Annotated in this window: 11 protein-coding genes and 1 pseudogene; 9 read left to right on the forward strand and 3 right to left on the reverse strand. The window is 70.9% G+C overall.

The features are described 5' to 3' along the window. From ABZ374_RS34425 to ABZ374_RS34460, 8 genes and pseudogenes are all read left to right on the forward strand, one after another. Positions 1–73, forward strand: a pseudogene (locus ABZ374_RS34425) (dihydrofolate reductase); the annotation flags it as partial. Positions 74–267: 194 nt separating this feature from the next. Then, positions 268–1,749: an AI-2E family transporter gene (locus ABZ374_RS34430; protein ID WP_360318824.1), complete on the forward strand. Its 1,482-nt coding sequence runs from the start codon at positions 268–270 to the stop codon at positions 1,747–1,749. Between the two features lie 202 nt (positions 1,750–1,951). Beyond that, positions 1,952–3,067 carry an ABC transporter ATP-binding protein gene (locus ABZ374_RS34435; RefSeq protein ID WP_360318826.1) on the forward strand — a complete coding sequence of 372 codons (1,116 nt, stop codon included), beginning with the start codon at positions 1,952–1,954 and terminating at the stop codon, positions 3,065–3,067. Between the two features lie 27 nt (positions 3,068–3,094). Next, entirely contained in the window at positions 3,095–3,997 is a 903-nt protein-coding gene (locus ABZ374_RS34440) for an ABC transporter permease (RefSeq protein ID WP_360318829.1), read from the forward strand. Positions 3,998–4,297: 300 nt separating this feature from the next. Beyond that, complete coding sequence (locus ABZ374_RS34445; protein WP_360318832.1) at positions 4,298–6,103, forward strand: ATP-binding protein; 1,806 nt, start codon at positions 4,298–4,300, stop codon at positions 6,101–6,103. After that, positions 6,100–6,555: a roadblock/LC7 domain-containing protein gene (locus ABZ374_RS34450; protein WP_355546746.1), complete on the forward strand. Its 456-nt coding sequence runs from the start codon at positions 6,100–6,102 to the stop codon at positions 6,553–6,555. The genes ABZ374_RS34445 and ABZ374_RS34450 overlap by 4 nt, the downstream gene beginning before the upstream one ends. 73 nt (positions 6,556–6,628) lie before the next feature. Beyond that, positions 6,629–6,949 carry a DUF742 domain-containing protein gene (locus tag ABZ374_RS34455; protein WP_360318971.1) on the forward strand — a complete coding sequence of 107 codons (321 nt, stop codon included), beginning with the start codon at positions 6,629–6,631 and terminating at the stop codon, positions 6,947–6,949. 40 nt (positions 6,950–6,989) lie between these two features. Continuing rightward, positions 6,990–7,583, forward strand: coding sequence for an ATP/GTP-binding protein (locus tag ABZ374_RS34460; RefSeq protein ID WP_360318973.1), 594 nt, complete (start codon positions 6,990–6,992; stop codon positions 7,581–7,583). Between the two features lie 34 nt (positions 7,584–7,617). Here the strand turns inward: ABZ374_RS34460 and ABZ374_RS34465 are convergent, their stop codons facing one another. Together ABZ374_RS34465 and ABZ374_RS34470 are read right to left on the reverse strand one after the other, a co-directional pair. Beyond that, the gene (locus ABZ374_RS34465; protein ID WP_360318834.1) at positions 7,618–9,018 is read right to left on the reverse strand and encodes an NAD(P)/FAD-dependent oxidoreductase; all 1,401 of its coding nucleotides are present in this window, start codon (positions 9,016–9,018) and stop codon (positions 7,618–7,620) included. Positions 9,019–9,035: 17 nt separating this feature from the next. Next, positions 9,036–10,838: an FAD-dependent oxidoreductase gene (locus ABZ374_RS34470; protein WP_360318837.1), complete on the reverse strand. Its 1,803-nt coding sequence runs from the start codon at positions 10,836–10,838 to the stop codon at positions 9,036–9,038. Positions 10,839–11,021: 183 nt separating this feature from the next. Between ABZ374_RS34470 and ABZ374_RS34475 the strand changes: the two genes are divergently transcribed. Further along, positions 11,022–12,446: an FAD-dependent monooxygenase gene (locus ABZ374_RS34475; RefSeq protein WP_360318840.1), complete on the forward strand. Its 1,425-nt coding sequence runs from the start codon at positions 11,022–11,024 to the stop codon at positions 12,444–12,446. 48 nt (positions 12,447–12,494) lie between these two features. Here ABZ374_RS34475 and nucS read toward each other — a convergent pair whose 3' ends face one another. After that, positions 12,495–13,154, reverse strand: coding sequence for an endonuclease NucS (gene nucS, locus ABZ374_RS34480; protein WP_360318842.1), 660 nt, complete (start codon positions 13,152–13,154; stop codon positions 12,495–12,497). Between the last annotated feature and the right edge of the window lie 31 nt (positions 13,155–13,185).

Genomic DNA, 13,185 nt, shown 5'->3' on the forward strand with positions numbered 1-13,185 from the left:
CGATGCCCTGCTGTTCGGGCGCCGGACGTGGCAGGTCATGGCCGCGGCGTGGCCCGGGCGGGCCGGTGAGCCTGCTGATCATCGTCATGGCCAACACGTCGCTGATCGTGGCCGCTCCCGACATGACCCGCGACCTGGGCCTGTCCGGCCTGAGGACCCGCCCGCCGCCCGGCCGCATTTTCATGACGAAATCCCGGGACGCGTCGGCGAGACGCGTGTGGTACCGCATCGTCGGACCCGAGCCGGCTGAACGAGGAGCAACGGGGCATGGGTCGACTGGGCAACATCTGGCCGCGCCGCAGATCGGGGGCGCCGGCCGGCGACGGCGCCGCCCCGGATCCCGCCGCGGCGCCGGCGGCGGACGGGGCCGGCGCACCCGCGGTGCCCGCGTCGACGCCGGATCCGGCGGGTGTCGACTCGACGGCGCCGGCCAACCCGGAGGTCGCACCGGGGAGTTCGACCGAGCCGGTGCCGGTGCCGGCCCAGGTGGGGCCGGCCGATCCCGATGCGGCCGACGCGTCGCCGCGGCCGGACGTGGTCGGCGCCGGGGACGACGTCGTGGGCGCGGGTGCGGACGCGGGCACGGTCCTCCCGACGCAGGCCGACGGCAAGGCGCCCGCCACGGCGCCTGTTTCGACCCTCGCACCGCCTTCCTCCCCGACCCCCGCCCCGGTCCGGCCGTGGACCGGCGTCGGCTCGCGGTTCGGCGAGCCGGGCCAACCGCTGCGGCGTTCCTCGCCGTTCTACATCGGCTTCATCGGCGGACTCGGGCTGATCACCGCGTGGTTCCTGGCCCAGGCGGTGATGGGCATTCAGCACGTGCTGATCATCATCCTGATCTCGTTCTTCCTGGCCGCGGGCCTGAACCCGTTCGTGGAGCGGCTGGAGCGTCGCGGCATGGCCCGCCGCTGGGCGGTGTGCACGGTCGCCTTCGGCTTCGTGCTCGTGACCGCCGGGTTCGTCACCGCGATCGCACAACCGCTGGTCGACCAGACGTCGAGCCTGATCAACTCCATCCCGGACAGCCTCACCGAACTGCGCAACAACGAGCGGTTCCGCAAGCTGGACGAGAAGTACGACCTGGTCACCCGGGCCAAGGACTGGGCCGCCAACGCCAATACCGCGCAGAACGTGGCGGGCGGCCTGTGGGGCTTCGGCAAGATGGTGCTGACCTCGGTGTTCGACACGCTCACCGTGATCGTGTTGACGCTGTACTTCCTGGGCGCGCTGCCCAGCATCAAGAACCACCTGTACAACCTGTTCCCGAGGTCGCGTCGGGCCCGGGTGCGGCTGCTCGGCGACGAGATCCTGTCCGGGATCGGCGGCTACGTGAACGGCGCGCTGATCGTGGCCACTTGCGCGGGGTTGTCCTCGTTCATCTTCCTGATGATCCTGGGCAACGACTACGCGCTGCCGCTGGCCCTGGTGATCGCCTTCACCGACCTGATCCCGATGATCGGCGCCACCATCGGAGCCGCGGTGGTGTCGATCGTGGTCTTCTTCGACTCCCCCGGCAAGGCACTCACCTGCGTGATCTTCTTCCTGGCCTACCAGCAGTTCGAGAACTACCTGATCTATCCGCGGGTGATGAACCGTGCGGTGAACGTACCGCCGGCGATCACGGTGATCGCGGCGTTGGTCGGTGGCGCGCTGCTGGGGGTGACCGGGGCGCTGCTCGCGATTCCGATCGCGGCCGCCGTACTGCTCATACTTCGCGAAGTGGTCACCCCGCGTCAGGATCAAGCCTGAGGTTGTCAATCGTCCCTCGGGATGATGTGTGTGACTTCCCTCGCCCCTGTGGGCGGTTTCGCGCCCGTCGCGCGGCTGCCGTCGGCAGCGGCATTCCGGGCCTAAGCTCGAAACCTCGGTACTCGAGTCCCGGTACCCCGGTACCCTCGTCGGCTCGTACGCCGAAACCGTCCTGCAAACCACCCTGGGAGTGCGGCAACAGATGATCGAAGCGAGAGGGCTCACCAAACGCTACGGAACCAAGCTGGCGGTGGATCAGCTTTCCTTCCAGGTGCGTCCGGGCTCGGTGACCGGCTTCCTCGGCCCCAACGGCGCCGGTAAATCGACCACCATGCGGATGATCCTCGGGTTGGACGCGCCCACCGGCGGCAACGTCACGGTCAACGGTCGCCCGTACAACCATGTCCAGGCCCCGCTGCGGGAGATGGGCGCGCTGCTGGACGCCAAGGCGATGCACGGCGGCCGGACCGCGTACAACCACCTGCTGTGCCTGGCGCAGAGCAACGGCATCCCCAACCGCCGGGTGGACGAGGTGCTCGGGATGGTCGGCCTGACCCAGGTCGCCAAGAAGCGGGCGGGCGGCTTCTCGCTCGGCATGGGCCAGCGGCTGGGCATCGCCTCGGCGCTGTTGGGCGACCCCGGCATCCTGATGTTCGACGAGCCGGTCAACGGGCTCGACCCCGAGGGCATCCTGTGGATCCGCAACCTGATGAAGCAGCTCGCTTCCGAGGGTCGCACCGTCTTCGTCTCCAGCCACCTGATGAGCGAGATGGAGGTGACCGCCGACCACCTGATCGTGATCGGTCAGGGGCGGATGATCGCCGACACCTCGATGCGCGACTTCATCGAGACCAACTCGCAGTCGTTCACGGTGGTGCGCTCGCCGCAGGTGGACAAGCTCAACACGCTGCTCCGGGGCAAGGGCGCGACGATCACCCCCGACCAGGCGGTGGCGGGCGCGTTCCGCGTGCACGAGTTGCCGCCCGCGGCGATCGGTGACCTGGCCGCCGAGCACGGCATCGCGCTGCACGAACTCTCGCCGCGCTTCGACTCGCTCGAAGAGGTCTACATGCGGATGACCCAGCACAGCGTGGAGTACCGCGCCGGGCTGCCGGGCGGCCCGCCGCCCGGCTGGGGGCCGCCCGGGATGGCGCCGCCGCCCGGCTACCCGCAGCAGGGGGGTCCGCAGTTCGCCGGTCCGCCGCCCGGTTACCCGCAGCAGGGCGCACCCGGCGCGCCGTGGGGAGCCCCCGTCGGGGCACCGGGCACCGGCGCCCCGACCCTGTCCAAGCCGCAGTCCAACGGAAGCGAGGGCTGAGCGATGGCACAGAACACTCCGCCCCCCATGCCGCAGAACCAGCCGCACATGATGCCGCCGGCGCAGATGGCTCCCCCGCAGCAGACGCTCCCGCAGCAGGGTGGGCAGTTCGTGCCGCCCGCGCAGCAGGCGCCCTACCCGCCGGTGCACCAGATGCAGCTCGGCGGTCAGGTCGGTGGCGGCAACGCGGGCTTCGGCCGGGTGCTGCTTTCCGAGTGGACCAAGATCCGCACGGTCCGCTCGACCATCTGGACGCTGGTCGTGATGGTGGTGCTGATCCTGGGTCTGGGTGTGCTGCTCGCCGGCACGGTCAAGCCGGACACCGACGACGACTACGTGAGCGTCTCGCTGATCGGTGTGATCGTCGCGCAGCTCGCCGCCGCGACGCTGGGTGTGCTGACCATCTCCGCCGAGTACACGACGGGCATGATCCGCACGACCTTGACCGCGTACCCGCGCCGGCTCCAGGTGTTGGTGGCCAAGGGCGTGGTCTTCGCGGGCCTGATGTTCGCGGTCGGTGTGGTCACCATGGGTCTGACCGCGATGATCGGCAAGTCGATGCTGACCTCCCGGATCGGCGACTCCACCGCCGATGTCGACCTGCTCCGCAGTGTCGTCGGCGGTTCGCTCTACCTGGCCGTGATCGGGCTGTTCGGGCTCGGCCTGGGCGTGTTGTTGCGGCACTCGGCGGGCGCGATCACCGCGCTGATGGGCGCCATCCTGTTGCCGATGATCATCGGCCCGTTCCTGCCGCAGTCGGTCGGCGAGAAGGTCATGCAGTACTCGCCGATGTTCGCGCTGGGCAAGCTGATCGGCGGTGGCGGCGACGACGGCGGTCCGGGCCCGTGGCCCTCGCTGTTGCTGATCGCGACGTACGCGACGGTCGTGCTGATCGCGGGCGGGATTCGGCTGCGTTCGCGCGACGTGTGAGCCGGCCGGTTCCGCGGTTGGGCCCGATCGGCCGACCGTCCGCCGGGGCAATCGGCTGACCATTCGTCAAAAATGTTGGTCCGTATACCGAAAAGGTCTCGCTCGACAGTCGTCGAGCGGGGCCTTTCGGCCGTTTTGGGGGCGACTCGCACAGTCGTCGAAAGCACATCGAAAGATGGTCCGACGATATGCTCACGTCTCATGTATGGGCAGGGGGATCCAGGAACACCCAACGCAGCGGACGCGGCACCTGTGCGCGTTCCCGCTCCCGTTCACCAGAGCCGGCGCTCGGGGGGCGGAGTGGCTGCGGGGCTCGGTTCCGCGGCGGCCGTCTTCGCATTGGCGGGGATCGCGACCGCCGTCGTCCTGCTGGGCGATTCGGACACCGTATGGCAGTCGGTACTCGCCGGCACGCTGCTCACCACCGCCGTCGCGCTGTCCTCGATCGCCGCGTGGTTGCGCCATCGGGTCTCCGAGCGGCGGATCGCCCGACTGCGTGAGCTGACCGTGCGTCAGGCCGCGGAAAGCGCCCGGCTGGAGGCCGAACGCGCCCGTCTGGAGACGGAACACGACGAGTTGTTGCGCGGACGCGCCGCGCTCGCCGACGAGGAGACCCTGATGCGCGGCCGGGTCCACGACGTGTTCGTGAACCTGTCGATGCGCACGCTGACCCTGGTCGAGCGGCAGCTCGACCTGATCGAGAAGCTCGAACACGGCGAGGACGAACCCCAGCGGCTCCAGGACCTGTTCCGGCTCGACCACCTCGCCACCCGGATGCGACGCAACAGCGAGAACCTGCTCGTGCTCGCCGACGCGGACGAGCGGCGCGGGCGACGCCCACCGATCCCGCTCCTGGACGTGGTGCGCGCCGGTGTCTCCGAGATCGAGCGCTATGAGCGCATCGACGTCGGCCACGTACCGCGCGCCGAGGTGCTCGGTCGTGCCGCCGACGACGTCGGCCACCTGCTCGCCGAGCTCCTGGAGAACGCCGCCGCGTACTCGGCGCCCGAGTCCCGGGTGGAGATCGGCGGCTGGACGCTGGAGAACGGCGAGGTCGTGTTGTCGGTGGACGACAACGGGATCGGCGTACCGGCGGACCGGCTCACCGAATTGAACTCGCAGATCGAACGGGACAGCACCGAGGAGGAGGCCGCCGGCGGCGGTGGCGGCCTGGGCGTGTTCGTGGTCGGCCGACTGGCTCGCCGACACGGCATCCGGGTGCAGTTGCGCCCGCGCCCGCAGGGCGGCCTGAGCGCGGTCGTGGTGATCCCGGCGACGGCCTTCAACGGTCAGGGCCCCTCGCCCGCCGAGTTCTCCGCCGAGCGCGATCGGGAACAGGAGCGCGAGCGGGACCGGATGGCCATCCCGGGCGTGGCCCCCGGCGCCCGGGCCATCCCGCCCGGCGCGGCCCGACTGGCGTTGCCGGCGGCCCGGCCGGTCGAGGCCGGTGCGCCGCCCGCCGTCGCGGTCGATCCGCCGACGCGGGCCGGGGCCGCCGCGCCGCGCGGTCCGGTGGTGCCGCGCGAGGACGCCGCACCACCCGCCCGGACACCCAAGGGGCTGCCCAAGCGCACGCCGGCCGCCAACCCCGCGCCGACGCCGGAGGAGGCGACGGCCAAGCTGACCGCCCCGGGCGCGCTGTTCGCGGCCGGCGAGGCGGTCGAGGCCGGGACGGCAGCGGCCGACGGGGCCACGGCTTCGGCGAAGCCGGCCGCCGTGGTCGCGCCGCCCGCCCGGCGCGGTGCCGCGGTGTCGAAGTCGGCCAAGGCCGTTCCTGCTCCCGCTCCCACGAAGTCGGACTCGGCCGCCGGTGGGGACGGCACGGGGCCCGCCGTCTCCGCGGTCGGCCGCACCCGACGCGGGTTGCCCAAGCGCCTCGTGGCGGGCGACAACAGCGGTGCGATGCGCGTCGTACCCGCCGCGGACACGTCCCGGGACACCGGCACGCTCTCCGCCGACGAACTGCGCAAGCGGCTGACCGGCTTCCAGGAGGGTCTGGAGGCGGCTCGCCGGGAGGGCGAGGCGACCGACCCGGTCGTGTCGTCCGACGAAGAACCCACCTTCCCGCCGCCCGCGCGGGAGGAGACAGGAGGTGGAGACCGGTGACCGGGTCGAATGGCACCACGGCACGCGACGTCGACTGGCTGGTGGCCGGCCTCGCCGGGGATGTCCCGGGGGTCCGCGAGGTCGTCCTGGTCTCCTCCGACGGCCTGATGCTGGCCAGCGCACGCGGCCCGGACGCGGCCGCCGGAGCGGCGGACGCGGAAGAGCAGCTCGGCGCGATCGTCAGCGGCCTGGTCGCCCTGGCCGAGGGCACCTCGCGCGTCCTCGACATGGGCGCGGTTCGCCAGGAGATCGTCACGATGGCCGAGGGCTACGTCGTGGCGATGTCCATCAGCGACGGCTCCTGCCTGGGCGTGCACGCGGGCGGAACCGCCGATCTGGGCGTGATCGCCTATCAGATGACCTCGTTCGTACGGCGCGCCGGCCACGTCCTGACACCGGCCCTGCGCGCACAGATGCACCAGGACCGTGGAGGTGGTCGCGTTGGCTCCTGACGACGGGTATTCCGATCACGACGCAGAGCGGGGGTACGCGACCCGGCCCGACACGGGCGGTCGTACCTCGCGGGTGCGTCCCTACACGCTGACCCGAGGCCGCACCCGGTACGGCCACGTGTTGCTGGTCGAGACGCTGGTCACCACGCTGGACTGCCCACAGGACGGCACCGGCGACATGCCGGAGGTCGCCCGGATCGTGCACCTGTGCCGGGGCGTTCGCTCGGTGGCCGAGGTGGCCGCGATCCTGCACATGCCACTCGGCGTGGTGCGGGTGTTGATCAGCGACCTGGCCTCGCAGGGCCGCATCAGTGTGTATCAGGCCGAGCACGAGGCCGGCCGACCCGATCGCGCGCTGCTGGAGAGGGTGCTCGGTGGACTACGCAAGATTTGATCTCGGCGGGCTCGGCGGACTCGGCGACGAGGTCCCGGCCATCCCGTTGCCCGCTCCGGGGGCCGGCGGTCGCCGGATCGGCGAGGGGCCGCCGATCACCTCGACGAAGATCGTCGTCGCGGGCGGCTTCGGCGTCGGCAAGACCACGCTCGTCGCGGCCGTCTCGGAAATCCCGCCGCTGACCACCGAATCGGTCATGACGGTGCTCAGTGAGGACGTCGACGACCTGTCCGGCCTGCCCGAGAAGCGCACCACCACGGTCGCCATGGACTTCGGCCGGATCACCCTGGAATCCGACCTGGTGCTCTACCTGTTCGGCACCCCGGGACAGAACCGCTTCTGGTTCATGTGGGACGACCTGGTGCGCGGCGCGGTGGGCGCGATCGTCCTGGTGGACACCCGGCGGCTGGAGGACAGCTTCCCCGCGGTGGACTACTTCGAGCGCTCCGGCATCCCGTTCGTGGTGGCGGTCAACCTCTTCGACGACGCACCGCGCTATCCGGAAGAGGACCTACGCGACGCCCTGTCGATCGGTCCCCGTACTCCGATGACCGAATGCGACGCGCGAATCCGGGAGAGCGCGGTGGACGCGCTGGCCGAATTGGTCGTGCACGCGCTCGACTTCGCCCCCTAGGACGGCACCGGGGCGGGCGACCGGGGACTCCGACTCAGGCCGATCGGGTCGCCAGCCGGTAACGGTAGGTGCGCCACGGCCAGTTCGTGGTCACCCGCCCGTCCGCCCCCTTGTACCAGCTCGTACAGTCCGCCTCCAACGCCGTGCCGGCCAGCCCGCCGACCAGCGCCCGGTGCGCGGCCAGATACCGGTCCTCGCCCACCTCGTGCACCCGCCCGCCGCGCAACTTCCGGACCACATAAGCCACCTGACTCTCGATCATGTAGACGATCGAGTTGTGTCCCAGGTTGGTGCCCGGCCCGTACAGCAGGAACAGGTTCGGAAAGCGCGGCACGTCGATGCCCAGGTGCGCCGCCGCCCCCTCCCGCCACACGTCGTGCAACCGCACCCCGTCGCGCCCGACGATCTCCATCGGCCGCAGGAACTCGGTGGCCAAGAAGCCCGTTCCGTGGATCAGTGTGTCCACGTCGTAGCCGCGCGCGGCGGTCCGCGGCCCGCGCGCGGTCACCTCGGTGATCGGGTCGGTGACCAGCTCGACGTTGTCCCGGGTCAACGTCGGGTAGAAGTCCTGCGAGATCAGGATGCGCTTGCACCCGATCGGGAAGTCCGGCGTCAGTCGCCTGCGCAGGTCCGGATCGGCGATCTGTGCGGCCAGGTGACGCCGGGCCGTCTTCTCCACCAACGTGCCCCTGCGATCGCCGCGCACCGCCCAGTAGACCGCGGTCTCGCCGCGCAGGTAGGTCGCCCCGCGCACGGCCAGGCGGGCCGGCGGCACCAGCCGGAACACCCGGCGGGCGGTGGGCCCGTAGGCCCGATCCGGCTTGGGCACCACCCAGTTCGCCGAGCGCTGGAACACGTACAGCTTCCGGACCCGTTCGGCGATCCGGGGCACGAACTGCACCGCGCTGGGCCCGGTACCGATCACCGCGACGGTACGGTCGGTCAGGTCGTGATCGTGCCGCCACCGCGCGGAGTGGAACGCGGTGCCGGCGAACGTGTCCAGGCCCGGCACGTCCGGCAGCCGCGGCCGGTTGAGCTGCCCCACCGCCGAGACCACCGCACGGGCGCTCACCGACCCGCGCGAGGTCTCCAGGCGCCACACCGATTCGTCGGGATGCCAGCCGGCCGAGAACACCTCGGTGTCGAACCGGATCCGTCCGACGACGTCGAACCCCTCGGCACACTCGTGCAGATAACGCAGGATCTCGCGCTGCTCGGGGTACACCCGGGACCAGTCGGCGCGCTGCGCGAACGAGTAGGAGTAGAGCACCGACGGGATGTCGCAACCCGCGCCCGGATAGGTGTTGTCCCGCCAGACGCCACCGAGAGCGTCGGCCTTCTCGTACACGGTGAAGTCGTCGATGCCGGCCTGCCGGAGCCGAATCGCCATGCAGATCCCGGCGAATCCGGCTCCGATGATCGCGATCTCCGGCATCGTGAACCCCCTTGTGGTCAGGGCCAATACGGTCTGATCAGGTCGAAGGCGTTGGGCAGGCCGAGCCGGTAGCGCAGATCGTCCGCGCGCCGCCAACCGGCCAGTGCCGGCTCCTGGTAGAGCGTGAACACCGTCGCCGGGGCGGCGTTCGAACCGGCCGCGTGCAACACCGCGTTGGCCGCCATCCGTCCGCTTTCGTTGGCGCCTTCCATGGTGGCGAGGTTGATGGTGTTGCGTACATAGTCGCCGGCCAGGAACAGGTTGGGGATCCGGGTCGTCGCCTCCGGCCGGTCGTCCCACGAGCCGATCGTGTTCACCAGGAGCGGTTCGTCGTTGGCCACGCTCGGCAGGCCGGCGTCGGTGATCCCGGGGCCCAGGAACCACGAGTGGATCTGCGCGTCCGGCACCGACGTGGCACCGCCGTCCAGGTTGGCCCGCACCTGCGCGAGCACCTCGTCCACGATCTGCGCGGGCGTGCACTTGCGGGCGCTCACCCCGTAGAGGATGCCCGGGTCGTCCCAGTCGGACAGATCCAGCGACAGTACGTCGTGCACGCTGCCGTCGCCGTACCGTGCCGCGAAGTCACCGCGCCAGAACTGGGCCTGGCTGATCGAGGTGACCGCCCAGGGCGCGTCCATGTACGCGACGTGGCCGTGCGTGATCGGGGTCGGCCGGCGCAGATAGATCATCAGGCCGTTCATCCAGTCCGTGGTCAATCGGCGCAGTCGGCCCAACGCCGGGTCGACGGCCACCAGTTGCGGGGTCATCAGCGGCACGGCCCGCTCCACCGGCACCGCGAGCACGTACCAGTCCGCGTCGATCGTCCCGGCGGTGCCGCGCGGGTCGACCACTCGCGCGCCGGTGATCCGGCCGCCGGTCAGGTCGAGTCCGGTGATCGTCCAGCCGATCCTGAAATCCACGCCCAGGTCCACGAGTCGCGTGTGCCAGGGATCGATCCAGACCTCGTTGGTGGGCCCGGCCAGGACCCGGTCCGGAGCGCCGTCGGCACCTCGGCCGAGCATGGTCCACAGGAAGATCTCCACCATCATGGTGATCGTCCGGGTGCTGGCGACGTTCTCCTTGGCCGCGACCAGCGTCGAGGTGAACGCCTTGACCAGGATGTTCCGGTAGGCCGGCGACATGCGATCCATCCGCAGGTAGTCGGCGTAGGACATGTGCTCCCACTGGCCGTTGCGTCGCAGTTCGCCGCTGGTGAGGAAGACGATCATCTTCTCCGCCCAGAACGCGATCTCGTGCAGCGGCACCTGGGAGGCGACGCTCGCCATCGACATCAGCGCGTCGCGCAGCGCCTCCGGTGTGATGCTGCCGATCCCGCTCGGCAGGGTGAAGCGCAGGTCCGGCCGACCCGCCTGGGCGAAGATCGCGTTCGGCGCCGGGACGAGGTTGTCGAAGACGCCGTTGGCGTTGCCCTGGAAGGGAATTCGCCGCATCGTGTCGGGTACGTTCCGATAGAAGCCGGGGAAGAATCGGAAGCCGTGCTCACCGGGCAGATCACGCCGACCGCCGGTGCCGGTGCCCGGGACGGGGATGCTCCGAGCCTTGCCCCCCGGCGACTTGCGCTCGTACACGGTGACCTGGAACCCGCGCTCGATCAACTCGTGCGCGACGGTGAGCCCGGCCATCCCCCCGCCGAGCACCGCGACCCGACGCCCGGTGGCACTCGGTGCCGCGCTCGCGGCCCGGGCCGAGGCCGAAGGCACTCCGGCGGCCAATCCCAACGCACCCGCCGCCGCCACGAAGTCGCGTCGCGATGGTGCCGATCCGCTGATTCCGGCCGAACCCTGCACGTGCTCAGTCATGGGTGACTCCCGTAACCGACAACGGTGGCAACAGGTGCGAGGATCCGACTATCGCGTCACTTGGCGAATCCCGCAAGACATCCCCGGACGCCCTTCTTGTCCCCCGGCGATCCACTCACTACCGTCGAAAAGGCATCCCACATACGGCATATGGTCATCATCGGCCCCGCTGGAGGAACCCTCGTGAGCACTCCGGACGCCAACCCCACCCCGGATCTTCCCACCCGTGGTCCCGCTTCCGGATTCACTTCCGAGCCCACCCGGGCGGACCCGCCGCACGCTGCCACCGCCGGGTTCGGCAGGGACGCGGACGCCATCGTGGTCGGGGCGCGCTGCGCGGGGTCGGCGGCGGCGATCGCGATGGCGCGGGCCGGGCGTCGGGTGATCGCGCTCGACGCGGTGCGCTTCCCGTCCACGACCGTGTCCACCCACCTGCTGTTCGCGGGCGGCGTCGCGGAGTTGTCCCGGCTGGGTGCGCTGGATCGGGTCGAGGCCCTGGGAGCGCCGCACCACGACGACGCGTACATCGAGCTGCCGGACGGGCGTGCCCGAGGCACCTACAGCCCGGTCGACGGCATCGCGTACGGAATGTGTGTGCGCCGCTCCGGCCTGGACCAGGCCCTGGTGGACACCGCCCGCGCGGCCGGTGCCGAGGTACGCGAGGGCGCCCGCGTCACCGGCCTGGTGTGGTCCGGCGATCGGGTCACCGGTGTCCACGTCCAGGAGCGCGGCGCGGCCTCGTACACGCTCCGCGCCCCGCTGGTCGTCGGCGCCGACGGCCGCCGCTCGCTGATCGCCAGGGAGGTCGGCGCGGGCAAGCCGCACACCACCAACGTCAACCAACGCGCCTGCTACTACGCCTACTACGACGACCCGCGCACCGAATGGCGCGGCACCGCCGCGATGTGGCGCACCGGCCGCGAACTGGGCACCGCCTTCCCGTGCGACGGCGGCCTGACCCTGGTCCTGCTGATGCCGCCCCGGGAGCGCGCCGACGCCTTCCGCCTGGGCCTGGAGGGCGAGTACGACCGCACCCTCACCCTGCTGCCCGGCCTGGCCGACCGGCTCGCCGGCTGCACCCGAACCACCAAGATCGTGCAGGCCACCGACCTGCCGTCGTACTTCCGCCACTCCACCGGCCCCGGCTGGGCGCTCGCCGGCGACGCCGGTCACTTCAAGGACCCGGTCACCGCGCAGGGCATCCGAGACGCCCTCCGCTTCGGTCGCCTGCTCGGCGAGGCGGTCGCCCCGGTACTCGACACCCCGACCCGCCTCGACGCGGCGACCGCGTCCTGGGAACACCGTCGAGACCACGAATGCCGCGAGACCTACCACTGGACCAACACCCTGGCCCGGTCCACCGCCGTATCGCCCCTCGAAGAAACCCTCATGCGCTCGATGGCCACCCGCCCGGAAGGCTCCCGCCCCCTCCTCGACGTCTACTCCCGAATCCGCAAACCCTCCGAACTCATGACCCCGAGGGTGCTCGCCACCCTGCTGGCCCGCACCCTGACGCATCCGGGCGTGGACCGTACCGCCGTCCTGCGCACGGCCCTCACCGAGGCCCGCTCCCGACTCGCCACCCACCGATCCCTCCGCCGGCGATAGCGGCCATCGGCTCTGCGACGAACCGCGCGAACGGCCGGCCGACCGGTGTCAGAACAGCTTCAGCTTGTCGTCCTCGGTGCCGCGCAGCGCGTTGTAGTCCAGGGTCACGCAGGTGATGCCCCGGTCCACCGCGAGTACGCGGGCCTGGGGCTTGATCTCCTGGGCGGCGAAGACGCCCTTGACCGGGGCGATCAGCGTGTCGCGGTTGAGGAGTTCGAGGTAGCGGGTGAGTTGTTCGACGCCGTCGATCTCGCCGCGGCGCTTGATCTCGACCGCGACGGTGGTGCCGTCCGCGTCCCGGCACAGGATGTCCACCGGGCCGATCGGCGTCGGGTACTCGCGCCGGATCAGCGTCCAGCCGGCGCCGAGCGCGTCGAGCCGGTCGGCCAACAGCTCCTGGAGGTGCGCCTCGACACCGTCCTTGACCAGACCGGGGTCGATGCCCAGCTCGTGCGACGTGTCGTGCAGCACTTCCTCGATCGTGATGATCAGCTTCTCGCCGGCCTTGTTGATCACCGTCCACACGCCGTCCCCCTCCTTGAGGGTGCACGGCGGACTCATCCAGTTCAGCGGCTTGTACGCGCGGTCGTCGGCGTGAATGGACACGCTTCCGTCCGACTTGACGAGGATGAGCCTGGGGGCGGACGGCAGGTGGGCGGTGAGTCGCCCGACGTAGTCCACGGAGCAACGGGCGATGACGAGACGCATACCCCGACGCTACCGCCTCCGGCCCACCTCC

Source organism: Embleya sp. NPDC005971, from assembly GCF_040629175.1.
In the GTDB taxonomy this organism is placed as follows: Bacteria; Actinomycetota; Actinomycetes; order Streptomycetales; family Streptomycetaceae; genus Embleya.

What these genes read in the sequence shown, in the direction of transcription:
- ABZ374_RS34430 (WP_360318824.1), top strand. Translation starts at nt 268, where the DNA reads ATGGGTCGACTGGGCAACATCTGGCCGCGCCGCAGATCGGGGGCGCCG.
- ABZ374_RS34435 (WP_360318826.1), top strand. Translation starts at nt 1,952, where the DNA reads ATGATCGAAGCGAGAGGGCTCACCAAACGCTACGGAACCAAGCTGGCG.
- ABZ374_RS34440 (WP_360318829.1), top strand. Translation starts at nt 3,095, where the DNA reads ATGCCGCAGAACCAGCCGCACATGATGCCGCCGGCGCAGATGGCTCCC.
- ABZ374_RS34465 (WP_360318834.1), bottom strand. Translation starts at nt 9,018, where the DNA reads ATGCCGGAGATCGCGATCATCGGAGCCGGATTCGCCGGGATCTGCATG.
- ABZ374_RS34470 (WP_360318837.1), bottom strand. Translation starts at nt 10,838, where the DNA reads ATGACTGAGCACGTGCAGGGTTCGGCCGGAATCAGCGGATCGGCACCA.
- nucS (WP_360318842.1), bottom strand. Translation starts at nt 13,154, where the DNA reads ATGCGTCTCGTCATCGCCCGTTGCTCCGTGGACTACGTCGGGCGACTC.